At 60.3% G+C, this 21,301-nt stretch carries 25 protein-coding genes; 7 read left to right on the forward strand and 18 right to left on the reverse strand.

What is annotated here, in order from left to right:
• Window positions 1-15: 15 nt before the first annotated feature.
• The 9 genes from HYX42_RS10890 to HYX42_RS10930 form a co-directional block, all read right to left on the reverse strand.
• Complete coding sequence (locus HYX42_RS10890; RefSeq protein ID WP_293402800.1) at window positions 16-1,089, reverse strand: Gfo/Idh/MocA family oxidoreductase; 1,074 nt, start codon at window positions 1,087-1,089, stop codon at window positions 16-18.
• A 49-nt stretch (window positions 1,090-1,138) separates the two neighbouring features.
• The gene (locus HYX42_RS10895; protein ID WP_293402803.1) at window positions 1,139-2,392 is read right to left on the reverse strand and encodes a lyase family protein; all 1,254 of its coding nucleotides are present in this window, start codon (window positions 2,390-2,392) and stop codon (window positions 1,139-1,141) included.
• A 6-nt stretch (window positions 2,393-2,398) separates the two neighbouring features.
• Window positions 2,399-3,292: a sugar phosphate isomerase/epimerase gene (locus HYX42_RS10900; RefSeq protein WP_293402805.1), complete on the reverse strand. Its 894-nt coding sequence runs from the start codon at window positions 3,290-3,292 to the stop codon at window positions 2,399-2,401.
• A gap of 15 nt (window positions 3,293-3,307) precedes the next feature.
• On the reverse strand, window positions 3,308-4,213 hold the full coding sequence (locus HYX42_RS10905) for a VOC family protein (protein WP_293402807.1): 906 nt from the start codon (window positions 4,211-4,213) through the stop codon (window positions 3,308-3,310).
• 19 nt (window positions 4,214-4,232) lie between these two features.
• A complete protein-coding gene (locus HYX42_RS10910) occupies window positions 4,233-5,006 on the reverse strand; it encodes an ABC transporter ATP-binding protein (protein WP_293402809.1) in 774 nt (257 codons plus the stop codon).
• 1 nt (window position 5,007) lies between these two features.
• Entirely contained in the window at window positions 5,008-5,766 is a 759-nt protein-coding gene (locus tag HYX42_RS10915; protein WP_293402811.1) for an ABC transporter ATP-binding protein, read from the reverse strand.
• Window positions 5,763-6,773 (reverse strand): branched-chain amino acid ABC transporter permease, encoded by a 1,011-nt coding sequence (locus HYX42_RS10920; RefSeq protein WP_293402813.1) that lies wholly within the window; start codon window positions 6,771-6,773, stop codon window positions 5,763-5,765. The genes HYX42_RS10915 and HYX42_RS10920 overlap by 4 nt, the downstream gene beginning before the upstream one ends.
• The gene (locus HYX42_RS10925; protein ID WP_293402815.1) at window positions 6,770-7,645 is read right to left on the reverse strand and encodes a branched-chain amino acid ABC transporter permease; all 876 of its coding nucleotides are present in this window, start codon (window positions 7,643-7,645) and stop codon (window positions 6,770-6,772) included. Before HYX42_RS10925 ends, HYX42_RS10920 begins: the two co-directional genes overlap by 4 nt.
• 65 nt (window positions 7,646-7,710) lie before the next feature.
• Complete coding sequence (locus HYX42_RS10930) at window positions 7,711-8,934, reverse strand: ABC transporter substrate-binding protein (protein ID WP_293402817.1); 1,224 nt, start codon at window positions 8,932-8,934, stop codon at window positions 7,711-7,713.
• 225 nt (window positions 8,935-9,159) lie between these two features.
• On the opposite strand from HYX42_RS10930, the gene HYX42_RS10935 reads away from it, so the two are divergent.
• Together HYX42_RS10935 and HYX42_RS10940 are read left to right on the forward strand one after the other, a co-directional pair.
• The gene (locus tag HYX42_RS10935; protein ID WP_293402819.1) at window positions 9,160-9,966 is read left to right on the forward strand and encodes an IclR family transcriptional regulator C-terminal domain-containing protein; all 807 of its coding nucleotides are present in this window, start codon (window positions 9,160-9,162) and stop codon (window positions 9,964-9,966) included.
• 268 nt (window positions 9,967-10,234) lie between these two features.
• Window positions 10,235-11,125 (forward strand): DMT family transporter, encoded by an 891-nt coding sequence (locus HYX42_RS10940; protein ID WP_293402821.1) that lies wholly within the window; start codon window positions 10,235-10,237, stop codon window positions 11,123-11,125.
• 24 nt (window positions 11,126-11,149) lie between these two features.
• Here the strand turns inward: HYX42_RS10940 and aroC are convergent, their stop codons facing one another.
• On the reverse strand, window positions 11,150-12,241 hold the full coding sequence (gene aroC, locus HYX42_RS10945) for a chorismate synthase (protein ID WP_293402823.1): 1,092 nt from the start codon (window positions 12,239-12,241) through the stop codon (window positions 11,150-11,152).
• Window positions 12,242-12,370: 129 nt separating this feature from the next.
• Window positions 12,371-12,784 (reverse strand): hypothetical protein, encoded by a 414-nt coding sequence (locus HYX42_RS10950; protein WP_293402825.1) that lies wholly within the window; start codon window positions 12,782-12,784, stop codon window positions 12,371-12,373.
• A gap of 159 nt (window positions 12,785-12,943) precedes the next feature.
• Between HYX42_RS10950 and HYX42_RS10955 the strand changes: the two genes are divergently transcribed.
• Entirely contained in the window at window positions 12,944-13,366 is a 423-nt protein-coding gene (locus HYX42_RS10955) for a cupin domain-containing protein (protein ID WP_293402827.1), read from the forward strand.
• A gap of 203 nt (window positions 13,367-13,569) precedes the next feature.
• Here the strand turns inward: HYX42_RS10955 and HYX42_RS10960 are convergent, their stop codons facing one another.
• Entirely contained in the window at window positions 13,570-14,226 is a 657-nt protein-coding gene (locus HYX42_RS10960) for a glutathione S-transferase (RefSeq protein WP_293402829.1), read from the reverse strand.
• Between the two features lie 179 nt (window positions 14,227-14,405).
• Here HYX42_RS10960 and phaZ point away from each other — a divergent pair, with 179 nt between their 5' ends.
• On the forward strand, window positions 14,406-15,647 hold the full coding sequence (gene phaZ, locus HYX42_RS10965; RefSeq protein WP_293402831.1) for a polyhydroxyalkanoate depolymerase: 1,242 nt from the start codon (window positions 14,406-14,408) through the stop codon (window positions 15,645-15,647).
• 42 nt (window positions 15,648-15,689) lie between these two features.
• Here phaZ and HYX42_RS10970 read toward each other — a convergent pair whose 3' ends face one another.
• A complete protein-coding gene (locus HYX42_RS10970; RefSeq protein WP_293402833.1) occupies window positions 15,690-16,580 on the reverse strand; it encodes a DUF4238 domain-containing protein in 891 nt (296 codons plus the stop codon).
• 133 nt (window positions 16,581-16,713) lie between these two features.
• Entirely contained in the window at window positions 16,714-17,181 is a 468-nt protein-coding gene (locus HYX42_RS10975) for a CBS domain-containing protein (protein WP_293402835.1), read from the reverse strand.
• A gap of 143 nt (window positions 17,182-17,324) precedes the next feature.
• Between HYX42_RS10975 and HYX42_RS10980 the strand changes: the two genes are divergently transcribed.
• Window positions 17,325-18,629 carry an O-acetylhomoserine aminocarboxypropyltransferase gene (locus HYX42_RS10980; protein WP_293402837.1) on the forward strand — a complete coding sequence of 435 codons (1,305 nt, stop codon included), beginning with the start codon at window positions 17,325-17,327 and terminating at the stop codon, window positions 18,627-18,629.
• A gap of 120 nt (window positions 18,630-18,749) precedes the next feature.
• Window positions 18,750-19,568, forward strand: coding sequence for an alpha/beta hydrolase (locus HYX42_RS10985; protein ID WP_293402839.1), 819 nt, complete (start codon window positions 18,750-18,752; stop codon window positions 19,566-19,568).
• Here the strand turns inward: HYX42_RS10985 and HYX42_RS10990 are convergent.
• The 4 genes from HYX42_RS10990 to HYX42_RS11005 all read right to left on the reverse strand — a co-directional run bounded on the left by HYX42_RS10990 (window position 19,546) and on the right by HYX42_RS11005 (window position 20,641).
• On the reverse strand, window positions 19,546-19,959 hold the full coding sequence (locus HYX42_RS10990; protein WP_293402840.1) for a thioredoxin domain-containing protein: 414 nt from the start codon (window positions 19,957-19,959) through the stop codon (window positions 19,546-19,548). The genes HYX42_RS10985 and HYX42_RS10990 overlap by 23 nt on opposite strands.
• An 85-nt stretch (window positions 19,960-20,044) precedes the next feature.
• Window positions 20,045-20,278: a hypothetical protein gene (locus HYX42_RS10995; protein WP_293402841.1), complete on the reverse strand. Its 234-nt coding sequence runs from the start codon at window positions 20,276-20,278 to the stop codon at window positions 20,045-20,047.
• Window positions 20,275-20,466 carry a DUF3606 domain-containing protein gene (locus tag HYX42_RS11000; protein WP_293402842.1) on the reverse strand — a complete coding sequence of 64 codons (192 nt, stop codon included), beginning with the start codon at window positions 20,464-20,466 and terminating at the stop codon, window positions 20,275-20,277. The genes HYX42_RS10995 and HYX42_RS11000 overlap by 4 nt, the downstream gene beginning before the upstream one ends.
• Before the next feature lie 37 nt (window positions 20,467-20,503).
• Window positions 20,504-20,641, reverse strand: a complete 138-nt coding sequence (locus tag HYX42_RS11005; protein ID WP_293402843.1) for a hypothetical protein — start codon at window positions 20,639-20,641, stop codon at window positions 20,504-20,506.
• A gap of 205 nt (window positions 20,642-20,846) precedes the next feature.
• Here HYX42_RS11005 and HYX42_RS11010 point away from each other — a divergent pair, with 205 nt between their 5' ends.
• The gene (locus tag HYX42_RS11010) at window positions 20,847-21,182 is read left to right on the forward strand and encodes an Mpo1-like protein (protein WP_293402844.1); all 336 of its coding nucleotides are present in this window, start codon (window positions 20,847-20,849) and stop codon (window positions 21,180-21,182) included.
• Window positions 21,183-21,301: the final 119 nt, after the last annotated feature.

Consider the following 21,301-nt stretch of genomic DNA (forward strand, 5'->3'; position numbering starts at 1 on the left):
GTGTTGAAGAAGGCTTCACAGCATGTCCTGCAGCGCAACGGCGCTACCGGTGGCAATCGACCGGCGGATGGCTTCAACCGTCAGCAGGCTTTGCAGGGCATCGGACACAGTGATTATCGGTTCTGCCTTGCCGGCTATCAAATCGCAGAAATGGTCGAGCTGCGCCGCCAGCGGGTCTACCGCATCGAGTGCCAAGGTCTGCTCGGTAAAAGGCGTCCACCAGCCCGGCTCTTTGCCCGTATCAGCATAGGTCCAGGTGCGCATGGTCGGCACGGCGAGCGAGCCCTGTGTACCGGCGATGAAATAGCAGTCTTCGGTCGGGTAGCGCGGGTAGGCGGCGTTCTCGCCGGAGGTCTGCTCCCAGCTGCGCGGCGAGGCCACGGTGTCTGACAGAGTGAACGTGCCCAGCGCGCCGCTGGTGAACTTCAGCGTCATCACGGCGGTGTCTTCAACCGCGAAGTTGCGCACTGCGCTCGATGCGATGGCGTGTACAGATTCGATTTCACCGCAGAGGTAACGCAGGTTGTCCATCTCGTGGATCAGGTTGATGAGGATGGGCCCGCCACCTGCCTGGGTGCGCCAGGCGCCCTGCTGGAAATAGCTGTCGGGCTTGTAGAACTGCGCGCTGCCCATGACCGTGACCACACGCCCGAGCTGGCCGGACTCAATAGTGCGCCTGGCCAGTTGCAGGGTACTGCTGTGGCGGCGGTGGTGGCCGACCAGCATGGGTACAGGCTTTCTGGCCAGCGCATCGACAAGCTGCCGCCCCGCAGCCAGCGAGTCGGCCACGGGCTTTTCAATGAGGGCGGGCACGCCGTGTTCCGCACAGATCAGTGCGCCCGCCACATGCAGGTGGTTGGGCGTGGCGAGGATGACACCGTCAGGCTTGCTGCTTCCTTTGGCGAACAGCGCTTCGAGGCTGTCGACATGCGGCACGCCCTTGTCTGTGGCAAACGCTTTAGAGGCGGGCGACGGGTCAACCACAGCGCAAAGCCGGGTGCGCGGGCTGGCTTCAATCAGTTCGATATGGCGGCGGCCAATCACGCCGGCACCGGCAACGGCGATGTTGGCAACACGTGGCTGTGTCATGGGTTTCCTGTATCAACGGTATGGTGCGCGGGCCGCCCCGCGGCAAAAATCAGCTCGGCGCGAGGGTCCGCGCAGGCTTGCCGGGTGTATTCAGCCCGGCCAGGGCCTGCGTCAGCACTGCAAGCTGCGAGCGTGCCAGGGTGGCCGCATGCTGCGCCAGTGCCGGGTTAAACCATTCGTCAGCCACGTCTGCAGGCAGCTCGCCACGCACGGCATCAATGTTGGCCTGCATGCGCTGCGTGTCCACCTGCAAACCCGCCAGTGCCTGCGACATGGCGCGCGCAGACCCATGCACCGACATCAAAAGCCCCGGCCATTCAGCGAGTTCTGCCTGCAGGTTGCCCAGTGCGCGCTCATGCTCCTGCGGCATGGCTGCGAGCAGGGCTGCCACGCGTTGCGGCACGCGCACGCTTGCCGCCAGCGCCACCATGCACGACACAGGATTGCGTTTGTGCGGCATGACCGATGCGCCGCCGCGGCCGGGCTCCAGCGGCTCGGCCAGCTCACCGGCTTCGAACTGCACCATCAGCGAAATGTCTTTGGCCATCTTGCCCAGGCTGCCGGTGAGCAGCGCCATTTCACAGCCCAGCGCCACCCATTCATCGCGCTGGGTGTGCCATGAAAACGGCGCTGCACGCAGCCCAAGGTCGGCGGCCATCAGCGCCATGACCTGCGGGCCCAGTTTTTTATTGCCCTTTTTCATTTGCGCCAGTGTGCCGACAGCACCGCCCAGTTGCACGCTGAGCGCGTTGGCGCCGGCCACCTGCAGGCGTTGCAGGCTTCGCACCAGCGGCGCGGTCCAGTTCACGCATTTGAGGCCAAAGCTGGTCACCGATGCGGGCTGCATGAAGGTGCGCGCCAGCACCGCGTCGCCGGCATGGCGTTCCGCGAGCGCCAGCAGGCAGGCAATGGTCTTGCGCACATCCGTCTCAATCATGTCAAGCGCATCACGCGTGACCAGCGCCATGGCGGTGTCGAGCACGTCCTGACTGGTGGTGCCGAAGTGCACAAACTTCGCGGCGTCCTTGTTGAACAGGCCCACGGTCTCGGTCAGGCTTTTGACCAGCGGTATCGCCACGCTGCCGGCACGAGCACTCTCGCGAACGATCTTTGTCACGTCAAACAACTCGACCTTGCAGGTGCCGATGATGGACTGCGCCGCCGCCTCGGGTATCAGGCCAACGCTGGCCTGCGCGCGCGCGAGCGATGCCTCAAAGCGCAGCATGGCGTCGACAATCTGGCGCTCGCTGAAGAGCTCGAGCACTTCAGGCGTGGAAAGAAATCCTTCGAAGATGCTGCTCATGAAGAATCAGCGTTTCAAACGAATCTGGTTCGGAAGCGGAACCGAGCGGCGCAGCACGTCTTCACCCAGCCACAGCGCCGAACGCCATGCGCGCTGCGCCACGGTGGGCAACGGCATCTGCTGGTAGTCGTCGTTGAAGACTTCAAAACTGTAATCACCACGATAGCCCAGCGCATGCAACCGTGCGACCAGTGAAGCCAGCGCCTCGCTGTGCACACCTTCTCCGGGGAAAACACGGAAGTGCCGCGCTGTGGCAATGCGTTCTTCAACAGACTTGATCTCTGTCCACATGAAATCGGCCAGCTGCACGAGGAATACTTTTGAAGGGTCGAGTATTTCAAGTTCGTCCAGCGAGGTATTGGTCGCGAACATGTGGAAGGAGTCAAAGCCCAGCCCGAGGTTGGGCATGTCTGCCTCGCAGATCAGGTCCCAGGCCTGCGGAAATTCATTGACCGTGCGGCCCCATGACAGCGCCTCATAGGCGATTTTGATGTTCATGGGAATGGCCAGCATGGCGAGCTTGCGCAGGTCGCGCACCAAAGCCTTGCTGTCGCTGGTGGCGTGTGTCGATGTGGACGAGCAGATCAGCAACAGTTTGCAGCCGAGGGCGTGGCACATCTCCAGCATGGACTTGGCGATGTCCATCTTGTAGTCATGCAGGTGGCCGCTCAGGCCCTCGAAGTCGCGCAACACCTGAAAGCCGGTGACCCGCAGGCCGCTGCTACGCACGGCTGCAACTGCGGCGTCCAGCCCGTCCGGGTGGCCGACGATGTCGCGCGCCGAGAGCATGATCTGCGTGAAGCCGGCATCACGCACGGCCTTGAGTTTGGCCTCGAGGGGCCCGGCCAGCGAGATGGTGTCCATCCCGAAGTCGTCTATGTTTCCGCTGTAGTGGCTCATGACGGTGTCCTGCGGTCAGCCACGGCGGTCGTCGTGGACCAGCTCAAAACTCACGCTGCCCAGCCAGGTTTTGGTTAAAGCGCCACGGTCTTCGCTGTGCACGCCTTTTGATTCGACAAACTCGACGCCACGCTTGCGCAGCTCGGCCACAGTCGCCAGCACGTCGCCGGTGCCCAGACCGATGCGGTGCAGGCTTTCGTCACCCTCCACCTCCAGCACGCTGGCTTCGGGTTCTATCAGCTGGATGTAAAAGCGTGAGGGCGCGGGGCCCGGGCTGCTGAGGATGCGGCCCTTGGGCAGCACGCCAAAACGCTGCTCGGCTGGCAGCTCTGTAAAGCCGAAGAGCTCGCGGTAAAACTCTGTCCAGTCGTCGCTGCGGTCTGTACCTATGTATTGCACGACGCCGAAAAAATGCAGGCCCGCCACCGCTGGCGGGTGCTGGTCCACTGTCGGGATGGGTACAAAGTCGACGTCGTAGATCGAAAACTTGTCGTAGCGGTCTACAAAATAAAGCCGGCTGGTACCTACGCCGTGGATGGCGGGAATGTTGAGCTCCATCACCTCTACACGCGGCGGCACGGCCCAGGCGCCACGCTCAAGCGCGCGGCCATAGGCTGCCGCCGCATCACGCACACGCAAGGCAACGGCAGCGATCTCGGGCTTGTCCTGGGGCGCAGCGCCATTGGGCAACACCGGCACATGCGCGTTGACGATGATGTTGAGGCTGCCCTGGCGATACAGCATGACTTCACGCGAGCGATGACGCGCGACCGGCCTGAAACCCATCATCTCCAGCACCTGGCCCAGCGCCTGCGGCTTGGCCGTCGTGTATTCAATGAACTCTATGCCGTCCAGCCCCAGCGGGTTGGATGCATCGAGGATGGCTTCGCGGTCGGCTGCGGGCTTGCTGGTGGTGCTCATGAAAATTCTCCGGTAGGGATCAAACAGGCTGGCCTGCAGGCTCGGCGACTTTCGCGCCAGGCACATGGCCACCACCCAGAAACAGGCGTTCGATGTTGGGGTCCGCCAGCAATTCCGATGCCTTTTTGTGCAGCACCATCTGGCCCGACTCCAGCGCAATTGCATCGTCGGAGATCTTCAGCGCGCTCTTGACGTTCTGCTCGACCATAAGCACGGTCGTGCCCTGTGATGCCAGTTTCTGCAGCAGTTTGAACACATCCTGCACCACCATGGGCGACAGGCCTATGGAGGGCTCGTCAATCAGCAGCACCTTGGGGCGCAGCAGCAGCGCGCGGCCGACTTCAAGCTGTTTCTGCTCGCCACCCGACAGCGCAGAGGCCTGTGAATGCAGGCGCTCCTTCACGCGGGGGAACAGCTCCAGCACTTCAGGGATGCGTTCATGCGTGGTTTTGGTACCCAGCGTGATGCCGCCCAGCTCAAGGTTCTGGAACACCGTGAGTTGACCGAACAGGTTGCGGCCCTGGGGCACAAAGGCGATGCCCTTGGCAAGCAAGGCTTTCTGTGTGTAGCCCGAGATGTCTTCACCATCGAGCAGCACCCGGCCCTGGCGCGGCTTGAGCAGGCCGAACAGGGTCTTGAGCACCGTCGACTTGCCCGCGCCGTTGGGCCCGAGCAGCAGGGTGATGGAACCGCGCCTGACCTTGAAGGACAGGTTGTTCAGGATCATGAAGTCCTTATAGCCCGCGACAACGTCGTCGAACTCAATGCAAATGTCGTTCGTGTCGTTTGTCATGTCAATTTCCCAAATAGGCATCGAGTACCTGCTTGTTGCCACGGATCTCGGCGGGGGTGCCTATGGCCAGCACCCTGCCCTCGACCATCACCATGATGCGGTGGCACAGGTCCATCACAAAATCCATGTTGTGCTCGATCACCACAAACGAAGCCTTCTTGCCGAACTTGGGGTTGCGGTTGAGGTCCTTGAGCAGCGTCGAGATGCCGCCCACCAGGCTGGGGTTGACACCGGCACAGGGCTCATCGAGCAGCACCAGGTCAGGCTCGGCCATGAAGGCCATGGCGATGTCCACCAGCTTTTGCTGGCCGTAGCTCAGCGTGCCGGCGGCCTTGTCGGCCACATGACGGATGCGGAACTGGTCTATCAGCGCATCGGCCTTCTCGCCCAGACCTGAATCGCCAGGCGCAAACATGCGGCTGAACATCGTGCCCTTGTGCTCCTGCGCAGCCACAATGAGGTTGTCGCGCACCGTCATCTTGCCGAAGACCTGCAGCGTCTGGAAGGTGCGGCCCACACCACGGCGGCTGAGCGCCAGCGGCGAAAGACCCGTGATGTTTTTGCCGTTCAACTCAATAGAGCCCGCATCGGGGCTGATCTGCCCGAGCACGCTGTTGAACATGGTGGTCTTGCCTGAACCGTTGGGGCCAATGACCCCGAAGATTTCGCCGGGCATGACCTCGAACGACACACCGCCCACGGCCTGAATGGCGCCATAGGCTTTTTTCAGCTCGGTAACTTTAAGGAGTGCGTTGCTCATGATGCGGCTCCGATGCGGCTGGCGGCGGCAGAACGTGCAGCCGATGCGGCACGCGCATCACGCTTTTCCCGCAGGCGGTCAGGAATGCTGAGCAGGCCGTCGGGCAGCCACACCATCAGCAGCACCACGGCAGCGCCGAACATGGGCAGGTACCAGTTGGAGACATAAGGCACATCACGCAGCCACTCGGGCAGCACGACACCAACTGCTGCGCCGATGATGGGGCCGAGGAAGTAACCGGCACCGCCAACCACCACCATCAGGTACATCATGATGGATGCAGCAACGGTGAAGGGCGCGGGTTCGATGAACTGCACCAGCGATGCAAACAGCGCACCCGCCACGCCGGCGTATGCAGCGCCAATCGCAAAGCTCAGCAGCGTGTAGTTGCGGATGTCCACACCCAGGCTTTCGGCACGAATCGGGTTGTCGCGCAGCGCCTTGAAGGCCTTGCCCCAGGGCGAACGCAGCAGGCCCCAGAGCAGGCCGGCCATGACCAGCGCAACGGCCAGCACAAAGTAGTAATAGCGTAGGTTGCCTTCCAGCGAATAACCGAAGAGCGAGGGCCGCGCGATGTTGTTGATGCCAAAGGTGCCGCCCGTAAGCCACTCTTCATTGCGCATCACCAGCCAGATGGCGGTGTTGAAGCCGAGCGTGGCGAATGCCAGGTAAATCGCCTGTACGCGCAGTGCGGGAAAGCCCAGAATGAGGCCGACCACAAAGCAGATGAAGGCAGCAGCAGGCAGGCCCAGCCAGAAGCTGACACCAGCCTTCATGAGTATGGCCACCGTGTAGGCGCCTATGCCGAAAAAGGCAGCGTGGCCCAGTGATTTTTGCCCTGCATAACCGATGGTGAGGTTGAGCCCCATGGTGGCGATGATGAAGACCAGCCAGTAGCTGAGCAGGTAGATGCCGTAGTTCTTCATGAACTGCGGCGCGACCAGCACCAGCAGTGCGGCCAGAACACTGAAGACCGTGGCCCACTTGTGGTTGAGCAGCGTGTTCATACCTTGCGCTCCTCTTTTTTACCCAGCAGGCCCTGGGGCTTGAAGAGAATGACGATCATGAAAATAATCAGTGCGACGGCGTCTTTATAGGCAGGCGAGATGTAGGCGGCGGCAAGGTTCTCGCACACCCCCACAATCAGCCCGCCCAGCAACGCACCGCGCGAGTTGTTGAAGCCGCCAATGATGGCGGCAAAAAATGCCTTGTTGCCCAGCCCTTCACCCATGTCGAATTTGGCGAGATAGGTTGGCGTGACCAGCAATGCGGCGGCAACCGCCAGCACGGCATTGATGGCAAATGTGTAGAACACCATGCGCGGCACGTTGATGCCCAGCACTGAAGCGCTTTCGGTGTTTTGCGCCACCGCCTGCATGGCCCGGCCGGTCACGGTTTTGGCGAGAAAGGCCTGCGTGCCCATGACGATGATCATGGCCAGCACAAATGTGCCGACGTCCTGCATGGTGATGGTGACGCCGGCAATGTTGAAGATTTTGTCGGGGAAGATGCTGGCAAACGGGTGTGCCTCTGCGCTGTAGCCGGCGCGCACGCCGTTGCGCATGGCGATCGACAGGCCAATGGTGGCCACGACGATGGGCATCATGCCGTAGCGCATGAGCGGGTCCACCACGCCGCGCTTGAAGAGCCAGCCCAGTACCACGACGGCGAGGATGGCAGTCAGCACAAAGCTGACCAGCATGGGCGCGCCGAAAGAAATAAAGGCCAGCATCATGAAGGCCGGCAGCATGACAAATTCACCCTGGGCAAAGTTGATGGTGCCCGAGGCCTGCCACAGCAAGGTAAAACCCAGGGCGGCCAGCGCATAAATGCTGCCGGTGGCCAGGCCCGAGAAAAAGAGTTGGAGAAAGTCTGTCATGGGATGTCCATTCTGATGCCACAGCGTCAGCGCAGGCCGGCCACGTGGCCAGCCCTGCCCTCAGTTCACTTCTTCGCTGCGGCTGGTGCGGCTGCCGGTTTGACAGCTGCTGCAGAAGCGGCTGCCGGTTTCACGTCGCGGGTAGCGGCATTGAGCGGCGGCACCATGTCTATGACTTCCTGCTTGCCGTTTTTCACCTGCACGATGAAGCTCATGCGGTCCAGGTCGCCCTTGTTGTCGAACTCGGTGTACATCAGCGCGCCCGGGTATTTGTCGGTGTTGACCTTCAGGCCCTTCATCGCCACAGCCACCGCCTTGCGGTCCAGCTTGCCGGCCTTTTCGATGGCGGCCTTCAGCACATAAATGCCGGAGTAGCCCTTCATGCCGTTGTGGTCAGAGGTGTACTTGTAGGCCTGCTCAAACTTGGCCTTGAAGGCACGCACGACAGGAATCGGTGCGTCCACCGTCAGGCCGACGTGAGCGATGGCGCCATTGGCAGAGTCACCCGCCAGGTCGATCACCTTCTGGCCGGTGAGCGTGGTTTCACCGATCACGGGTTTGGTCCAGCCCTGCTTTTTCAGTTCACGCAGCAGGCGTGCGGACTCGTCTTCGTTCGAATAGGCAAAGATGCCGTCAGGGTTGGCCTGCTTGGCGCGCAGCACGGCGGCAGAGAAGTCGATCTGGCCGGACTCCGTGGAGATTTCAGAGATCACTTTGGTCTGGGAATTGGCCAATGCCTTCTTGATCGCGTCCAGGCCGCCCTTGCCGAAGTCGTTGTTCACATAAATGACGGCAATGCTCTTGAGCCTGGCGACATCGGTGATGTAGCGCGCGACTTTAGGCATGGCGGTGGACTGCGTGAAGCTGGTGCGGAAGACGTAGGGGTTGCCCTGCTCTGTGATGCTGGCCGCTTCACCGCCGGTGAAGTTGGGCACCTCGGCGCGGCGCGACTCGGCCATGCTGACCATGATGGAGCCGGAGAACACCGGGCCGAAGATGGCGAACACGTTGTCGTCAATCGCCTTCTGGGTCAGGCCCTTGGCCACGCCGGGGTTGCTTTGTGTATCTGCAGTGGTGGTCTGTATCTTCTTGCCCAGGATGCCGCCTGCGGCGTTGATTTCCTGCACGGCCAGTTCGACACCGTTCTTGAAGTTGGTGCCTGCCGTGGCACCAGCGCCCGACAGTTCAACGATGTTGGCAATCTTGATGACGTCCTGTGCAAAACCGCTGGTGGCGCTGGCAGCGATTGCGCAGGTGGCGATGAGTTTCAGTGCAAAACGCTTGTTCATGTTTGTCTCCTCTGGTTTAAAAATCAATCCACAAGAACCGGCACCGCTTGCACCTCGACGGGCTTTGCTGTTCGGTTTGGACTGTTTGCACTGTAGTTAAAAGAGACGCCAAAGACGCCGGGGAATTCCCCGTTTGCGCGATTAACGGACAATAATGTGCGACAAACGCACGAAACAAGGGTTAGACCCAAGCGCCGTGATTTCCTGCCCCAGCCAGAGCCGACCATGAATTCAACTGCCCACGCCCCTGCTGCAGCCCTCTCCAACGCCGCACCGCCGCTTGAAAAGCGCGACTGGATTGCCGGCCTTGAAAAAGGCCTGGCCATGATGGAGTGTTTTGACGATGCGAACTCGCGCATGACGGCCAGCCAGGCCGGCGCGCGCTGCGGGCTGAGCCGCACCGCCGCACGGCGCTACCTGCTGACCCTGCAGCACCTGGGTTATGTGGGCGGAGACGGCAAGCTTTTCTGGCTCACGCCGCGCGTCTTGCGGCTGGGCCAGTCCTACCTGGAGTCAGCACGCCTGCCGCGCATCGTTCAGCCGTTTTTGCAGCGCGTGACGGCAGGCACGCAGGAAAGCGCCTATGTCTGCGTGATGGACGGGGACGACATCGTTTACGTGGCGCGCAACGGCACCAGCCGCGCACTCAACATCGGCTACGTGCTGGGCGCCCGCGTGCAGGCCCAGGTAACGGCCGCCGGCATGTTGCTGCTGTCGATGCGCCCGCTCGAATGGCAGGAGAACTGGCTGGCCACACGCGAACTGAAGTCATACACCTCATACACCATTGCCAGCAAGGACCGCATGCGGGTCGAACTGGCGCGCGTGCGTGCCCAGGGTTGGGCGGTGTCGGAGCAGCAGCTTGAACTCAAGCACCGCGGCATTGCGGTACCGCTGCGCGACAGGCACGGTGATGTGGTGGGTGCCCTCAGCGTGACCATGCCCATGGGTCATGAATCCAGTGAAGACGCCGCGGCCCGCGTGCTGCCAGTGCTGAGTGAGACCGCGCAGGCGATGCGCAACCTGATCTGAGCCCGGCCAGCCGCCAGGCATCAAGATGTAAAGTCGACTTTACATTTTGGGTCCGATGACTGCCGGGAAAGGCCTTCAGGGCCTGCCAGAATGCCAAAAAGTGGCTTTTTGGAGGGTCAAATATGCCTCCAGCCCAATTAATACGCACGTGAGCAGCTACTAAATTAATAGCATTGATGCTGCTTCATGTCACTGCATGGTCTTGCAGGTAGCGACACTGCAGCGAATCCCCACTTCAAAGACAATGCCCACTCACCCCGCATTGCCCATGAAAACCCGTCACTTCGCACAGCTCATCGCCCTTTCCGCCCTTTGGGGCGCCTCCTTCCCCCTGCTTCGTATTGCCAGCCCGGCGCTGGGCCCGTGGGTGGTGGCCGGCGGGCGCTGCATACTGGCCGCCATCGTGCTGGCCCTGCTGATGTTTGCCCTGCGTGAACGCTGGCCGGCGCGCCCGACCTGGCCGCGCCTGGCGGTGGTCAGCCTGCTCACGGTGGTGATTCCGTTTGTGCTGTTCAACTGGGCGGCGCTGGCCATCCCGTCAGGCTACTCGGCCGTGCTCAATGCCACCTCCCCGCTGTTCGGCGTACTGGCCGCAGCTGCAGTGAAGGAAGAAAAACTCACGGGTCTCCGCCTGTTCGGCTGCCTTCTCGGCTTTGTCGGCGTGGCCCTGCTGGTGCAACTGGGGCCGGTCACCGTGACACCGCTGGTCGTCATGGCGGCCCTGGCATGCGTGGCTGCGGCCGCCAGCTATGGGTTTGGCGCCATCCTGATGAAACGCGCCACCCGGACCCATGAGCCCCTGCCCGCATCGGCCACCGTGCACGTGGCTGCGGCGCTCATCCTGCTCGTGCCTGCAGGTGCGGGTGCGGCTGCGCCATCGGCCCACTTCACGGTGCCGGCCATGCTGGCGGTGCTGATGATAGGCACCGTCACCTCCGGCTTCATGTACTGGATGTCGATGCGGCTGATGCGCGAGATTTCAGCCAGTGCCGCCACATCTGCGGCCTTCATGATCCCGCTGTTTGGCGTGACATGGGGCGCCATCTTCCTGGGTGAAAAAATCACACTCAGCATGTTGCCAGGCTGCATTCTGGTGCTGGCCGCAATGACGCTGATCACGGGGTTCAACCCGTTTCGCGGTGCACCACCCGAACCCTGAAGGGATGGGCGCCTGCCGGAAAACTCAGGCGCGCGTGATGTCGGGCGTGGAGACCCGCACGTCGGCATTCTGTGCGCGCTGGCGAAGGGCATGCTCCATCACGACCAGCGCCAGCAGGGCCTCGGCAATCGGGGTTGCGCGTATGCCCACGCAGGGGTCATGACGGCCTTTGGTCACCACCTCGGCAGGGTTGCCGCTGGTGTCTATGGACTGGCGCGGCGTGATGATGGAGCTGGTCGGCTTGATGGCAATCGACACCTCAAGGTCCTGCCCGGTGCTGATGCCGCCCAAAACCCCACCGGCATTGTTTGACTCGAAACCGTGAGGCGTCAGGCCATCACCATGCGTGGTGCCGCGCTGCGTGACGCTGGCAAAACCGGCGCCGATTTCGACACCCTTGACCGCGTTGAGGCCCATCATGGCAAAGGCGATGTCGGCATCGAGCTTGTCGTACAGCGGCTCGCCCAGCCCTACAGGCACGCCTGAAGCCGTGACGCGAATGCGTGCGCCGCAGGAGTCCCCGGCCTTGCGCAGCTCGTCCATATAGGTTTCGAGCTTTGAGACGTCGGCAACGGGTGCAAAAAACGGGTTGTTGGGCACATGGTCCCATGACTCAAAGGGAATCACCACATCACCGACCTGCGTCATGCAGCCGCGAAAGCTGGTGCCGTATTTTTCAGCCAGCCACTTTTTGGCGACAGCGCCTGCTGCCACTGTGGGCGCAGTCAGGCGCGCCGACGAGCGGCCGCCGCCGCGCGGGTCACGCAGGCCGAACTTGTGCAGGTAGGTGTAGTCGGCATGGCCTGGGCGGAAGGTCTCGAGAATGTTGCCGTAGTCCTTGCTGCGCTGGTCGGTGTTGCGGATCAGGAGGCAGATGGGCGTGCCGGTGGTCTTGCCCTGGTACACGCCGGAGAGAATCTCGACCGCATCGGCCTCGTTGCGCTGGGTGACATGCCGGCTGGTGCCAGGGCGGCGGCGGTCCAGGTCGCCCTGGATGTCGGCCTCGCTGAGATCCATGCCCGGCGGGCAGCCGTCAATCACACAGCCAATGGCCGGGCCGTGGGATTCACCGAAGTTGGTGACTGCGAATAGGGTTCCGAAGGTGTTTCCGCTCATGGGGTGATTATCCCAGAGCTATGAGATGCACAGCACGATGGCATCTGGGTGAATATCAAATCCAACTCATCACGAATAAAGCTGAGTACTCCAAGCCTCGGCTCAGAACCTGACTTCTAAATGAAAGAATTACGCTTTTTTCCCCAAGCCTGGAGCACCACCCAAGACGACAGAAATACGCTTGAACTTCTTCGATACGTCAACCGCACGCTGGAACTGACCAGTGGCAGTTTTAGGCTTTTTGTTTAGCTCTGCTTTTTCTTTCGCGGCCTTGGCTTTTTTTTTCGATTTTTTCCGGTTTTCTTCCGATAGCTGAGTACACAACGTCTCAAAAGAACCAGCCCGAAAAATCAACTTGTCTAAGGCATCACGTTTTGATGTTTTTTCCTGAACGGACAAGATTTCTGCTGCAAGTTGAACCAACTGCGGGACGTCTGGTCGCCCATATGCATCAATCGACTTTTCACGTATCCGCTCAATGAAGGCATCAACGCCGGTGTTACCCGTGTCTGTGCCGGCACGCCACCCTGTTATCTTTGTCATTCAATCCTCTTGCAAACCGCCATAAGTATTAAACCAACGGCGCAACTGTACAGAAACGACAGTTCAATATTTTTATTGCCAGGTTACATCTTTAGACTGGAACAATTCCTGCTTGTTGCAGCGCACCATTTTCTGGTGCACTGCCTTTAAGGAGTTCCCATGCTCGATAAAACCTCCACCCTGTTCTCACACGTCAAACCGGGCGACACGCAATACAGGACCGATGGCCTGCGTGATTTTTTTCTTTATCGTGACCTCGGCATTGCCGAAGCCACGCACGGAAAAGTCATCGCTCATCTGGTCAAGGCCAATATGGCACCAGAAAAAGGCACGGGATGGCACCGTCATGAGGCAGATTTCCAGATCGTGATCATGATCAAGGGCTGGGCGAAGTTCATGTACGAGGACAAGGAAACCCTGGTATCGGCCGGCGACTGCGTGCACCAGCGTCCGGGCATCAGACACTACCTGTTCGACTATTCGCCGGACATGGAATACCTGGAAATTGTTTCACCTGCGGATTTCAAGAGTGTGGATGTGGAGCCGGTTTGCGACGTGCCCACACCAGCCCCCTGGAAATAGCCCTCGCTGACTCGAACGCGGGGATGGATCCCGGATCAAGTCCGGGATGACACTCAGGGAATTTCTAAATCTGCCCGGCGCTTCCGGCACTCATCGAAGCGATGACTTCGCAAGCGGGGTCCGCGGAACCGGCTCTGCCGGGCCGCAGGAGCAGCGGCCCCCTCGGGGGGCAGGGCGCTACACGAAGTGAGCAACCGTGGGGGCTAGAACTCCGCATCTAACTCGTCGAAGTCGTCTGCTTCGGCCTGAGCCGCAGCAATCCACTCCTGCATGGCCGGCAGCTTCCAGATGGCTGTGGCGTAGGCGACGCAGACCTTGTCGAGCGGGATGTCGTAGGTGCGGAAGCGGCTGACGACGGGCGCGTACATCGCATCGGCCATGCAGGGCTTTTTGCCGAAGAGGAAAGGGCCGCCGTAGCGCTTGAGGCAGTCCGTCCAGATCTCGACGATGCGTTTGACGTCGGCATCCGCACGCGACCAGGTTTTGAACTTGGGGAACATCGCCTTGATATTCAGCGGCATCGAGGACCGCATGGAACTGAAGCCCGAATGCATCTCGCCGCAAATGGCCCGGCAATGCGCCCGCGCGGCGACATCTGTCGGCAACAAGCCGGCTTTGGGCTTGATTTCATTGAGGTATTCGCCAATGGCCAGGGTGTCCCACACCTTGATGCCGTTATGCAAAAGGCTGGGCACCAATATGGAAGACGACAGCAGCAGGATCTCGGCGCGCATGTCGGCGTCGTCTGGCGGCAGCACCTTCTCGGTGAACTCCAGGCCTGAAAACTTCACCAGCAACCAGCCACGCAGCGACCAGGCGCCATAGTTTTTGCTGCTCACGGTAAGGACTGCGTCTGCCATGGGGTGTCTTTCGCAAAAATATCAGGAGCTGCGAAAAAGCCGCAACTCACCAAAAATGCTTCTGTGCCCTTTTGCAGTGCAAGCCCTGTGCCAAGAATGTCCGGCTCAGGCCATCCAGGCCCCGCGATGGCCCATAAATTGCTGTGTACACCTACCGTTGCAACCATCAAGAAAGCAGCATGCTTTATCAAGCCTACCAGTTGCAGACTGACCTGACCTCCCCCATGCGGATGTTTGCCGAGCAGGCCAGCCTGCTCATAGGCGCAGGCAAGTCGGTGTTGCCCTCTGCCCCGTCACTGATGTCTGGCGTCTCACAGTCCAGCAGCAAGCTGTCTGCGGCCCTTGAAGTGCTGGCGCGCTTGCGGCTGACACATGCACGGCCCGCCTACAACCTGCCTTTCGTCGAAGTGGCCGGCCAGAGTGTGGCGATTACCGAACACAAGATCTGCGAGCTGCCCTTCGGCACGCTGCTGCACTTCAAAAAAGCCATGGTCAGCCCCGGCCCCAAAGTGCTGCTGGTGGCGCCGCTGTCAGGCCACTTTGCGACCCTGTTGCGTGAAACAGCCCGCACGCTGCTGGCCGACCATGATGTTTACATCACCGACTGGCACAACGCGCGTGACGTGCCGCTGTCCGAAGGCGAGTTCGAGCTCGACAACTACACCGATTACCTGATCAAATTTCTCGAAGTGCTTGGCCCCGGCAGCCACATGGTGGCGGTGTGCCAGCCCTGCGTGGCAGCGCTTGCGGCAACGGCCATCATGGCTGAAGACGACAACCCGGCCCAGCCGGCCAGCCTGACCCTGATGGCCGGGCCGGTGGATTGCCGCATCAACCCCACCGGCGTGAACGAGCTGGCCAACAGCAAACCGATAGAGTGGTTTGAAAAAAACCTGGTACACCCCGTGCCCTGGCCGCACAAGGGCATGATGCGCCTCGTTTACCCGGGCTTTCTGCAGCTCACGGCCTTTTTGAGCATGAACCTGGAGCGCCACAAAAAATCATTCCAGGATCTGTACCAGCACGTGCGCGATGGCGACTTTGAAAAGGCGCAGATCATTCGCACCTTTTACGACGAATACCTGGCTGTCAATGACCTGCCTGCAGCTTTTTACCTGCAGACGGTGTCAAAGGTTTTTCAGACCTACGATTTGCCACGCGGCGAGCTCACCTGGCATGAGCGCAAGGTCAACCTGAAGGCCATCAGGCGAACGGCCCTGCTGACGGTGGAGGGTGAGCGGGACGACATCTGCGCCGTTGGCCAGACGGTGGCGGCGCAAGACCTGTGCAGCAACATCAGGCCCTATATGAAGTCCCACCACCTGCAGGCGGGTGTGGGGCATTACGGCGTGTTCAGCGGACGGAAGTGGAACCAGCAGATTTATCCAAGGGTCAGGGAGGTGATCCACACGTCTCTATGAGGTTAAGTCGCAGGAATACGCTAGTGTTATCAACGAGTTTGATTACATCGGCTTCGCATTAAAAATCCCGAAATTTGGATCGAGCACCTTGCTGTATTTGATGTGGGTGCAATCAACCAGCCGCCTGGATGAGACAAGATGCCGCTCCGTCTGGGTGGCAACCTGAATGCTATGCATCACGACAAGCGTTCTAATAAAATTTTCGTCGAAGTCCGCTTCTTGTTTTTGAAGGACAAGCATTCTTCTGGGTGAGAGCGCAATGGACAGGACATATACCGGTTCGGGGAATTGGCCTGCGTTAACCACAAGCGGCATGTCCCCAGTCAGCAAATGATCGTCCCCTTGAGGCATATCCACCGTATTCCATCGCATATTGGCAAGATATTCGACAAATGGCTTGTCGACTATGCGACCTGGGAGCGCGCTGAGGACGCTGTTTCGCAAGATGGCCCCGACATCCATTTGGCTGAGCAGCCTGTGCATTTGGGGAGCTGATCGGTATCGAGCCAGTTTTGCTACCGTGTCCTCAACCCGTACGGCTTTTTCAATTTCGAGGATACGTTTCGCACTTCTTTCAAGCAGCGAGTTCAAGAACAAGGACCAGACGCATCGCTCTTCCAGCGAAAGCAAATCAATGTGCGAGTGAATCAGCTTTTGATGTATGGGAGCAGCAGCCTCATCAATGCAGGAAAAGAAATCCGTTTCCAGTACATCGGCTTGAGATTGGCGATCAAGGCCCGGCCCCTCGGGTTGAAATGAATACAGGTCATCCAAATAGGCGACCGCCTTTGCTGGCCTGCGCCTAAGCCAGATAGACCCGTCACTCTTGCGGCCGTATAACCATAAGCCCCCGCCGTCAGTACCGTGCCAAGCCCGGAGATAGAACTGCGGGACAAAGTGATGCCGACGCGAAAGCTGGGACTGAGACTTCATTCTGTGTCAATTCCATCTGAACATGCCCCATCACTGTGCAGATAGCTATACCGATGCCTGAGCCTGTCTAGGGGTGAGGCGTATCCTTCGACAAGCTCAGGACGAACGGATTTCAGCGGACACCGAGGAGGCCTCAATCGTCGAGAGCATCCGTCTTGCCCGATTCATCGGTCGGCCAGTCGCGGATATAGGCCTTGAGCATCTTGTTCTCGAAGTTCTGGCCGTCGACGACGGCCTTGGCGACGTCGTAAAACGAAATCACGCCTTCCAGCATCTTTTTGTTGAGCACCGGCATGTAGCGTGCGTGGCGGCCCAGCATCATGCGGCGGACTTCATCAATCTCTGTCTCCGGCGTGCAGGTCAGCGGTGCGTCATCCATCGCGGTGCGAACCAGCGTCTGGCCGATCTCGCCGCCGTTCTTGACGATGCAGACAATCACCTCACGGAAGGTCAGCATGCCGACGACGTCGCCATGCTCCATCACCACCAGCGATCCGATGTCTTTCTCGGCCATGATCTCCGCGGCCTTGGCCAGCGGTTCGTCTGGCTGGACGCTGTAGAGCGTGTTGCCCTTGACGCGCAGGATGTCTTGAACTTTCATGGCTTTCTCCTCAAGGTGGCAGTCTCTGGATTTTCCCACCGGCACGAGTGGTGGGGAAGTTTTTTTGCCAATATAGCCCACAATGTGTGGCCGTGCGAACAAAGCGCGCGCAGATTTCATATTTTTCAAATGGAGACAAGCCCATGCCCGGTTACTCAGACCCCGGCTTTGACACGCTGGCCCTGCACGCAGGCGCATCGCCAGACCCCACCACGGGCGCACGTGCAGTACCGATACATCTGACAACATCTTTTGTTTTTGAGTCCAGCGACCACGCCGCCAGCCTGTTCAATCTTGAGCGTGCAGGCCACGTCTATTCACGCATCAGCAACCCGACCAATGCCGTGCTTGAACAGCGGGTGGCTGCGCTTGAAGGCGGCATTGGCGCCATTGCCACCGCCAGCGGACAGGCCGCGTTGCACCTCAGCGTCGCCACGCTGATGGGGGCCGGTTCGCATATCGTTGCCAGCACGGCGCTGTATGGCGGCTCGCAAAACCTGCTGCACTACACGATGCGGCGTTTCGGCATTGAAACGACCTTTGTCAAACCCGGTGACATCGACGGCTGGCGCGCGGCCGTGCGGCCCAACACCAAACTCTTTTTTGGCGAGACCGTCGGCAACCCCGGCCTTGACGTGCTCGACATCCCGGTGGTGTCAGAGATTGCACACGAGGCCGGTGTGCCCCTGCTGGTGGACTCCACCCTGACCTCGCCCTGGCTCATCAAGCCCTTTGACCACGGCGCGGATCTTGTCTATCACTCGGCCACCAAATTTTTGAGCGGCCATGGCACCGTGATAGGCGGCATCGTGGTCGATGGCGGCTCCTTCGACTGGGATGGGCCCAAGGCCGCAGGCAGGTTTGCCGAACTCAGCGAGGCCTATGACGGCTTTCACAACATGGTGTTCAGCGAAGAAAGCACGGTCGGAGCCTTCTTGCTGCGTGCCCGCCGCGAAGGCCTGCGTGACTTCGGCGCCTGCATGAGCCCGCACACCGCGTGGCTGATTCTGCAGGGCATAGAGACCCTGCCGCTGCGCATGGCGCGGCACATGGGCAATACCGAGAAAGTGGTGGCGTTCCTGGCCGGCCACGCCTTTGTCTCGCGCGTCGGCCACCCGCTGCTTGAATCGCATTCAAGTTATGCGCTTGCGAAAAAGCTGCTGCCGCGCGGTGCGGGTTCGGTCTTCAGTTTTGACATCAAGGGCAGCCGCGAACAGGGCAAGGCCTTTGTCGAAGCATTAAAGGTGTTCAGCCATCTCGCCAACGTCGGTGACTGCCGCAGCCTGGTGATTCACCCCGCCAGCACGACGCACTTCCGCATGACGGATGAAGCGCTGTCAGGCGCGGGCATTTCGCAGGGCACGATACGTTTGTCCATCGGCCTCGAGGATGCGGACGATTTGATCGACGACCTGAAGCGCGCGCTGAAGGCCGCAGAGAAAGCATAAGAGTTGTCATTGCGGACTCGATCCGCAATCCATGCCAGCAGCATGGCAATGCCAAAGCAGCATGGATCCCGGATCAGGTCCGGGATGACAACGCCAAAAGACCTAGAGACTGGAACCAGCATGTATTTACAAGTCAACGGCCACAACACCTATTGCTACACCGCCGGCAAGCCCATTGATGCTGCCAAACCCACAGTCGTGTTCATCCACGGCGTGCTCAACGACCACAGCGTGTGGATCCTGCAAAGCCGCTACATGGCCAACCACGGCTGGAACGTGCTGGCGGTCGATCTGCCGGGCCATTGCCGTAGCGAGGGCGAGGCACCCGCCAGCGTTGAAGAAGCCGCAGCCTTTATCGCCGCCCTGCTCGACGCCGCAGGCATACAGCGCGCCGCACTGGTCGGCCACAGCTGGGGTTCGCTGATCGGGGTGGAAGCTGCTTCAATGTTGAAGGACCGCATCACCCACCTCGTGATGGTGGGAACGGCCTACCCGATGAAGGTGTCGCCGGCGCTGATAGAGGCATCGCTGAACGACCCGGCCGCCGCGCTGAAGATGATCAATGTGTTCTCACGCAGCACGCTGAGCGCGCCGCCATCTGCACTGGGCCCCGGCACCTGGGTTTATGGCGCGAGCATGGCGCTGGGCCGGCGTGTGCTGGCAAGCAACCGCAAGGTCAATGTGTTTCACCGCGGCTTCAAGGCCTGTGACAGCTACGCCAATGGCGAGCAGGCCATCGCGGCGATCACCTGCCCGGTGCTTTTCCTGCTGGGGTCGCAGGACCAGATGACGCACCCCAAGGCCGCACAACTGCTGATTAAGACCGCCAAGAGCAGCGGCAAGAAGGTAGCGGTAGTCAGCATGGCGGTGGGCCACCACCAGATGACAGAAGCGCCTGAAGAAACGCTGGCTGCGATCAGGGATTTTCTGGCGACCTGAGATGAAGCTGCGGCTGGGCCGGCAATGCCTGCACAAGTGACTGTGTCGCTGCTGTGTGTGGTTGCCGCTTCGGCGCAGCACCTGCCAGCGACTCAAGCAGCCGCCTGAGGATTGAGGCCTGCGGCGTGAGCGCACCAAAAAACAGCATGCCCGCCGCGTCTGCCACCAGCAGGGTCGGGAAGGTTTCGATATCCATCTCACCCACCATACCGGCGTGATCTTCGATGTCCAGCCACGCAAACTGGAAACCCCGAAAACCCGTAAGGCCGCGTGCAACGGTATCAATAACTTCCCGGTAATCGCGGCACAGATGACACCAGTCGGCGCACAGGCAGATCACCCAGACCGTGTCGCCGGGAAACGCTTTGGGCAATGGTGCATTGGAAGTCACGCTGTCGGGCAGACAAAAAATTGGCGGCTCATCAGCCGCCAATTGTCTCAGTTGTCAGGCATCCACCGTAGCAGGCAGGGGCCGGCTACAGCGACGCCGGTGCCTGTGTCTTCAATGCCTTCATGCATGCCACGCCGGCCTGCATGGCGGCTTCGTGGGTAGGGTAGGGGTGGTCGGATGCTTCGACCTTTGCCTCACCCGCGTACTCCTGCGTGCCCAGCCGGGTGACCACCCAGTAAAAAAGACCCATGGAAGGTTCTTTTATCCTGACGGCCAGCGGGCCAGGGGGCGGGCCGTACGACTGAACCAGTGTGTTCATAAAACCCTGCCCAGCCTGTCGCCCACATCACCGACCATGGGCCCCACTTCTGCAACGGCCACGCGCAGTTCCAGCTCGCTGCAATGCAGGGTGTTGACCCAATAGTTGACGGAGGATTCTTCGTTGATGTTGATGGGCTGGCTGGCCAGCAACTGGGAGGCTGGCGCGGTCACTGAAGGCTGGGACATGGGGTTCTCCGTGGTTCAACTGGAATGCATCGCGGCTTCAGACTGCGCGTGGAGGACGCTTCGCGACCGGTGCGCGGGAAGCGACAGGCGCAGCAGCTTTTTTGGCGGCATAGGCCTTGTAGGCTTTGGCAGCGAGGCCGGAAGTGATGGCGAAGACGATGAGTTTTTTCAGCATGGCGGTGTCCTTGAAAGAGGGTTGGAAAGTTGTTGATGACTTCAATATAGGCCGCGTGTTGCAGCGCAGCAGTCGGGTTTTGCCGCTGCGAAATGTGGGGCGAGTCTTACGGAGCCGGGGTTGCCACTCTTGGCGTTCGGCGGCGCTGGCGCTAGGATCAAGCTCATCAACCGGGCTGCCTGCCAGCCTGGCACAGGAGACAAAAATGACCAGCACCACAACTACCCCCGCAGTAGACCCGCGCAGCTTCCAGAGCTTTTCCGAGTTTTACCCCTTCTACCTGACCGAACACAGCAACCTCACCTGCAGGCGGCTGCATTTTGCGGGCTCAACCCTGACGCTGGCCTGCCTGGTGGCGCTGGTGGTCACGCGCAACCCGATATGGATTCTGGCGGCGCTGCTGTGCGGCTACGGGTTCGCATGGGTGGGCCATTTCGGTTTTGAAAAAAACCGCCCCGCCTCGTTCAAGCGCCCGCTCTACAGCTTCATGGGCGACTGGGCGATGTACCGGGACATCTGGGCCGGCAAGGTGAAGATTTAGCGCCTGGGTTGCAGCCAGCCTGGCCATGACGGCCAACTGTTTTGCTATTTTTTTCATAGCTGCTCACGCACGTATTCATTGGCCTGCAGCCTATTTAATGCCCTAAAACAGCCTTTTTT

This window comes from Polaromonas sp., assembly GCF_016185115.1.
Taxonomy (GTDB): domain Bacteria; phylum Pseudomonadota; class Gammaproteobacteria; order Burkholderiales; family Burkholderiaceae_C; genus Polaromonas.

Excerpts from the sequence above, each read along its gene's own strand:
- HYX42_RS10890 (WP_293402800.1), bottom strand. The coding sequence starts at position 1,089 with ATGACACAGCCACGTGTTGCCAACATCGCCGTTGCCGGTGCCGGCGTG.
- HYX42_RS10895 (WP_293402803.1), bottom strand. The coding sequence starts at position 2,392 with ATGAGCAGCATCTTCGAAGGATTTCTTTCCACGCCTGAAGTGCTCGAG.
- HYX42_RS10900 (WP_293402805.1), bottom strand. The coding sequence starts at position 3,292 with ATGAGCCACTACAGCGGAAACATAGACGACTTCGGGATGGACACCATC.
- HYX42_RS10905 (WP_293402807.1), bottom strand. The coding sequence starts at position 4,213 with ATGAGCACCACCAGCAAGCCCGCAGCCGACCGCGAAGCCATCCTCGAT.
- HYX42_RS10910 (WP_293402809.1), bottom strand. The coding sequence starts at position 5,006 with ATGACAAACGACACGAACGACATTTGCATTGAGTTCGACGACGTTGTC.
- HYX42_RS10915 (WP_293402811.1), bottom strand. The coding sequence starts at position 5,766 with ATGAGCAACGCACTCCTTAAAGTTACCGAGCTGAAAAAAGCCTATGGC.
- HYX42_RS10920 (WP_293402813.1), bottom strand. The coding sequence starts at position 6,773 with ATGAACACGCTGCTCAACCACAAGTGGGCCACGGTCTTCAGTGTTCTG.
- HYX42_RS10925 (WP_293402815.1), bottom strand. The coding sequence starts at position 7,645 with ATGACAGACTTTCTCCAACTCTTTTTCTCGGGCCTGGCCACCGGCAGC.
- HYX42_RS10930 (WP_293402817.1), bottom strand. The coding sequence starts at position 8,934 with ATGAACAAGCGTTTTGCACTGAAACTCATCGCCACCTGCGCAATCGCT.
- HYX42_RS10935 (WP_293402819.1), top strand. The coding sequence starts at position 9,160 with ATGAATTCAACTGCCCACGCCCCTGCTGCAGCCCTCTCCAACGCCGCA.
- HYX42_RS10940 (WP_293402821.1), top strand. The coding sequence starts at position 10,235 with ATGAAAACCCGTCACTTCGCACAGCTCATCGCCCTTTCCGCCCTTTGG.
- aroC (WP_293402823.1), bottom strand. The coding sequence starts at position 12,241 with ATGAGCGGAAACACCTTCGGAACCCTATTCGCAGTCACCAACTTCGGT.
- HYX42_RS10950 (WP_293402825.1), bottom strand. The coding sequence starts at position 12,784 with ATGACAAAGATAACAGGGTGGCGTGCCGGCACAGACACGGGTAACACC.
- HYX42_RS10955 (WP_293402827.1), top strand. The coding sequence starts at position 12,944 with ATGCTCGATAAAACCTCCACCCTGTTCTCACACGTCAAACCGGGCGAC.
- HYX42_RS10960 (WP_293402829.1), bottom strand. The coding sequence starts at position 14,226 with ATGGCAGACGCAGTCCTTACCGTGAGCAGCAAAAACTATGGCGCCTGG.
- phaZ (WP_293402831.1), top strand. The coding sequence starts at position 14,406 with ATGCTTTATCAAGCCTACCAGTTGCAGACTGACCTGACCTCCCCCATG.
- HYX42_RS10970 (WP_293402833.1), bottom strand. The coding sequence starts at position 16,580 with ATGAAGTCTCAGTCCCAGCTTTCGCGTCGGCATCACTTTGTCCCGCAG.
- HYX42_RS10975 (WP_293402835.1), bottom strand. The coding sequence starts at position 17,181 with ATGAAAGTTCAAGACATCCTGCGCGTCAAGGGCAACACGCTCTACAGC.
- HYX42_RS10980 (WP_293402837.1), top strand. The coding sequence starts at position 17,325 with ATGCCCGGTTACTCAGACCCCGGCTTTGACACGCTGGCCCTGCACGCA.
- HYX42_RS10985 (WP_293402839.1), top strand. The coding sequence starts at position 18,750 with ATGTATTTACAAGTCAACGGCCACAACACCTATTGCTACACCGCCGGC.
- HYX42_RS10995 (WP_293402841.1), bottom strand. The coding sequence starts at position 20,278 with ATGAACACACTGGTTCAGTCGTACGGCCCGCCCCCTGGCCCGCTGGCC.
- HYX42_RS11000 (WP_293402842.1), bottom strand. The coding sequence starts at position 20,466 with ATGTCCCAGCCTTCAGTGACCGCGCCAGCCTCCCAGTTGCTGGCCAGC.
- HYX42_RS11005 (WP_293402843.1), bottom strand. The coding sequence starts at position 20,641 with ATGCTGAAAAAACTCATCGTCTTCGCCATCACTTCCGGCCTCGCTGCC.
- HYX42_RS11010 (WP_293402844.1), top strand. The coding sequence starts at position 20,847 with ATGACCAGCACCACAACTACCCCCGCAGTAGACCCGCGCAGCTTCCAG.